The 3,034-nt window shown below is 67.7% G+C and carries 3 protein-coding genes; all 3 read left to right on the top strand.

What is annotated here, in order from left to right:
* Positions 1-166 precede the first annotated feature (166 nt).
* The 3 genes from AX681_RS13190 to thiL all read left to right on the top strand — a co-directional run bounded on the left by AX681_RS13190 (position 167) and on the right by thiL (position 2,975).
* Positions 167-1,336 carry a tetratricopeptide repeat protein gene (locus tag AX681_RS13190; RefSeq protein ID WP_066682393.1) on the top strand — a complete coding sequence of 390 codons (1,170 nt, stop codon included), beginning with the start codon at positions 167-169 and terminating at the stop codon, positions 1,334-1,336.
* A gap of 104 nt (positions 1,337-1,440) precedes the next feature.
* A complete protein-coding gene (locus AX681_RS13185; RefSeq protein WP_156442535.1) occupies positions 1,441-2,070 on the top strand; it encodes a hypothetical protein in 630 nt (209 codons plus the stop codon).
* A 32-nt stretch (positions 2,071-2,102) separates the two neighbouring features.
* Positions 2,103-2,975 carry a thiamine-phosphate kinase gene (gene thiL, locus AX681_RS13180; RefSeq protein WP_066655853.1) on the top strand — a complete coding sequence of 291 codons (873 nt, stop codon included), beginning with the start codon at positions 2,103-2,105 and terminating at the stop codon, positions 2,973-2,975.
* Positions 2,976-3,034 lie beyond the last annotated feature (59 nt).

Raw genomic sequence — 3,034 nt, 5'->3', positions numbered from 1 at the left:
CCCCCCAGCACCTCCCGCCGCGTCCAGTCCATCCGCTCCTCCCGCATCCTTTGCCTCAGCCTATCACCCCGGCGCGCCGGCACGATGCTGCATACGAATGCGCACCCGCGCAACATGCCCGCATTCGTCTGTTGCCCGGCGCGCGGCGGCGTCTCACAACAATGCCATGCGCCGCCTCGCCCTGCTGCTCGCCCTGATCGCCACCCCCGCCGCGGCGGACGAGTTCAAGTTCGGCCTCCAGCTCGACGAGAGCGGCACCGCGCTGCCCCGCGAAGCTGTGCTGCAGGCAACGGCGGAGGCACGCACCAACTGCACCCCCGCCACGCCGCCGAGCGAAGACTGCGCCCTCGGCCTCGTCGCCGCCGCCGAGTTGCTCGCCACCGCCGGCCTGTTCGACGAGGCCGAACGCGCCGCACGCACCGCGCTCGGCATGATGGAAACGCTGCGTGGCCCGGCGCATGAAGACACCAGCGTGGTGCGCGGCACGCTCGGCGCGGTGCTGCTGCGCGGCGGCCGCTATGGCGAGGCCGAACCCGTGCTGCGCGTCGCGGCGCAGGCGCTTCAGGCCAGCGCGAATGGCGATCCCGAACTGCTCGCCGATCACCTGATGAACCTCGGCATCGTGCTCGCCGAACAGCGCCGCTTCAGCGAAGCCGAACCCGCGCTCCGCCGTGCGCTCGCGGTGCGGCAGGACAAGCTGCCCGACAACCTGCTCGCCATCGCCACCGCCCGCGCGAACCTCGGCGTTCTGCTCGCACGCATGGGCCGCGACAGCGATGCGCTGGCCGAGCAACAGGCCGCGCTGACCATCCGTCGCGAGCGATTGAAGGCCAGCCATTACGACCTCGGCACGTCGATGCTCAACCTCGCCGAACTGCTCGCGCGCCAGCCCGATGCTGCGCGCCTGATCGCCGAACCCTATCTGCGCGCCGGGCTGATGACGCGTGAGGCTGTGCTGACCCCCGGCGACCCGCGCACCACGCTCGCCCAGACGATGCTGGCGGAAAACCTCGACGCCCAGGGCAAGCGCAGCGGCGCGCTCGAACTCTACATGCTGGCCTATGCCGGCGCGCGCGAAACCCTGTCCCCCGACGCCCCCTTGCGCATCCGCGCCGCCCACAACCTCGCCCGCTTCCTCGCCGCCAACGACACCGGCCTCCCCGTCGCCCGCACCCTGCTCCGCGAAGCCGCGACCGGCGTCCTCACCCGCACCGCCCGCGCGCCGGGGTTCGACGAGCGCAGCCGTGCCGACCTGTCGCAATGGCGCGGGGTCTTTGCGGGGAGTGTGGCGGTGGCTTGGCGATTGGGGGGAGCGGCATCCTCTCCAGCACGATAGAGTTGCCTTCCCCCACCAAAGCGCCCGTGTCCGGTTTGCCCGATTTCATCCGTTGATCAGATCACCCCCACCGTGCAGTCGTGAAGCGCATAGGGGAACCGCCAATGTTTTTTGCGCCGATGCTATCAATTCTCGTGGCGACCGGTGGCTTTACCGCTGATCAGCCATCGCGCGGCATGCGCTTCTTTTTTCGCCCGCCTCAAAGCTATTGCGGCTACTCCTTCGACCTACCGCAAAAGAATCCCGGGGGGATCTTACGAAAGTTGGTAGCTCTCAAAGCGACCGGAAACGCGTCATTCGTAATTTCCTATATCGACTTCAGAACACTCAGTACCGTCGAGATCGCAGACGACTGCGAAAGCATTGCCCGCAACCAAGCGGTCACACTGCTCCGGGCCCAGACCGGATCGCCGGGAAATCCAATCCAATTTCAGTCTCTCTCTTTCGATGCGTTCGTACAAACGCACCTGCGCGACGTGGCCGTTGTGATGCCATGGCCACCACACAATCCATTCCAAGGTGTGCCTAACGATTGCGTTCTAGAGCTCGCCTCCGCCGATTTTGACAAGCCTTTGCACACGATGACGGAATATGGCGTGCCGATTATCGACAGCGTCCAAACCCAGATTAAGGGCAAGGATACGCGCTCTTTCATGGCACTGGGGATGCAGTGTGATGCGCGCGAGAATATCCGGGCTTTTGTCCGCGATGTCGTGCCGCGATTGACTGAGTGACTGGGTCGGCTCCAATCGCGTAAAGGCTCCGGATGCCCGACGAGTTCACCTTCCTCACCGCCCTGCGCGCCATCGCCACGCACCCAGCGGCCGCGGGCCTCGCCGACGATACCGCACAGCTCGACGTTTCCGCCGGAACCCTGATCCTCACCAGCGATACGATGGTCGAGTCGGTCCACTACCGCCCGCATGATCCGCCAGAGTCGGTCGGCTGGCGGCTCGTGGCGGTCAACCTGTCCGACCTCGCGGCCAAGGGCGCGACGCCGCTTGCGTGCCTGCTCAACTACAGCCTGTCGGGCGATGCCGAGTGGGACCGCGCGTTCCTCGACGGCCTCAACCAGGCGCTCACCACCTACGCCATGCCGCTGATCGGCGGCGACACCGTGGCGATGCCCGGCGGAGCCCCGCGCAGCCTCACCCTCACCGCGATCGGCACCGCGCCACCCAACGTCCCCCTGCGCAGCGACGCCCAACCCGGCGACGCGCTGTGGGTCACGGGCACTATCGGCGGCGCGGCATTCGGTGCGGATGGAAACCCGCGCGACCTCGCCCGCTATCTCCACCCCATCCCGCGCGTCGCGGAAGGCCAGGCGCTCGCCCCCCTCGCCACCGCGATGATGGACATCTCCGACGGCCTGCTGATCGACGCCCAGCGCTTGGCAGCGGCCAGCGGCCTCGCCCTCACCATCGACCTCGATACCGTCCCGCTCGCCTTGCCCGGCCCGGTGCTCGACGCCGCGTGCGCAGGCGACGATTACGAACTGCTCTTCACCCTGCCCGAAGGCATCGCCCCGCCCGTCCCCGCCACCCGCATCGGCACTGCCAACCCCGGCAATGGTCTGACCCTGATCGCAAACGGCGCGCCAGTGCCTCTCCCCGCCAAGCTCGGCTACCGCCACGGCTAGTGCAATTCCTCCCCTGAGCTTGTCTCAGGGGAGGGGGACCGCCGGCGAAGCCGGTGGTG

It is taken from the genome of Sphingomonas sp. CCH9-E2, assembly GCF_001557215.1.
Classification (GTDB): domain Bacteria; phylum Pseudomonadota; class Alphaproteobacteria; order Sphingomonadales; family Sphingomonadaceae; genus Sphingomonas.
The sequence above is the reverse complement of the archived record's forward strand: the minus strand, read 5'-3'. Positions and strand labels throughout refer to the sequence as shown.

Bases quoted from the DNA above. Each gene is read 5' to 3' on its own strand.
- AX681_RS13190 (WP_066682393.1), top strand. From the start codon at position 167: ATGCGCCGCCTCGCCCTGCTGCTCGCCCTGATCGCCACCCCCGCCGCG.
- thiL (WP_066655853.1), top strand. From the start codon at position 2,103: ATGCCCGACGAGTTCACCTTCCTCACCGCCCTGCGCGCCATCGCCACG.
- AX681_RS13185 (WP_156442535.1), top strand. From the start codon at position 1,441: ATGTTTTTTGCGCCGATGCTATCAATTCTCGTGGCGACCGGTGGCTTT.